Source organism: Sphaerisporangium melleum (assembly GCF_014646695.1).
Classification (GTDB): Bacteria; Actinomycetota; Actinomycetes; order Streptosporangiales; family Streptosporangiaceae; genus Sphaerisporangium; species Sphaerisporangium melleum.
Genome location: NZ_BMNT01000153.1, coordinates 1 through 579 on the forward strand (window position 1 = coordinate 1; position 579 = coordinate 579).

General features: G+C 66.7%; 2 protein-coding genes. Both read left to right on the forward strand.

Translation table 11 applies throughout. The features are described from left to right. The coding region (locus IEY93_RS37600) for a methionine adenosyltransferase domain-containing protein (protein WP_189167901.1) at positions 1 to 248 on the forward strand (248 nt) is incomplete at its 5' end. A gap of 92 nt (positions 249 to 340) precedes the next feature. Further along, positions 341 to 579: homocysteine S-methyltransferase family protein (locus IEY93_RS37605; RefSeq protein ID WP_189167902.1), on the forward strand; the 239-nt coding region annotated here is incomplete at its 3' end.

Sequence of the window (579 nt, forward strand, 5' to 3'; positions counted from 1 at the left end):
CGATCGGCAAGGCGCACCCGGTGGGTGTGTTCGTGGAGACCTTCGGCACCGAGAAGGTCGCGGTGGAGAAGATCCAGCAGGCGATCCTGCGCGTTTTCGACCTGCGTCCGGCGGCGATCATCCGTGATCTGGACCTGCTGCGGCCGATCTACTCGCCGACCGCGGCCTACGGTCACTTCGGCCGTGAGGAGCCGAACTTCTCCTGGGAGCGCACCGACCGCGCGGAGGCACTGCGCGAGGCCGTCTGAGCACCGGTGACCCCTTCGCCTTCCCCGACCCTGCTCGGCAGGGGTCCGATTCCTCCCCCGCCGGAAGGCGGGGGTCTCCTCGGAGGTTTCTGATGACGACGTTCCGCGAACTGCTCGGCCGGCGAATCCTCGTCGCCGACGGCGCCATGGGGACCATGCTCCAGGACCGCGATCCCTCGCTGGACGACTTCGACGGCCATGAAGGCTGCAATGAGGTCCTGAACGTGACCCGCCCCGACATCGTCCGGGACGTGCATGACGCGTATTTCGCTGTTGGTGTTGATTGTGTGGAGACCAACACGTTCGGGGCGAATCTGGCGGCGTTGGGGGA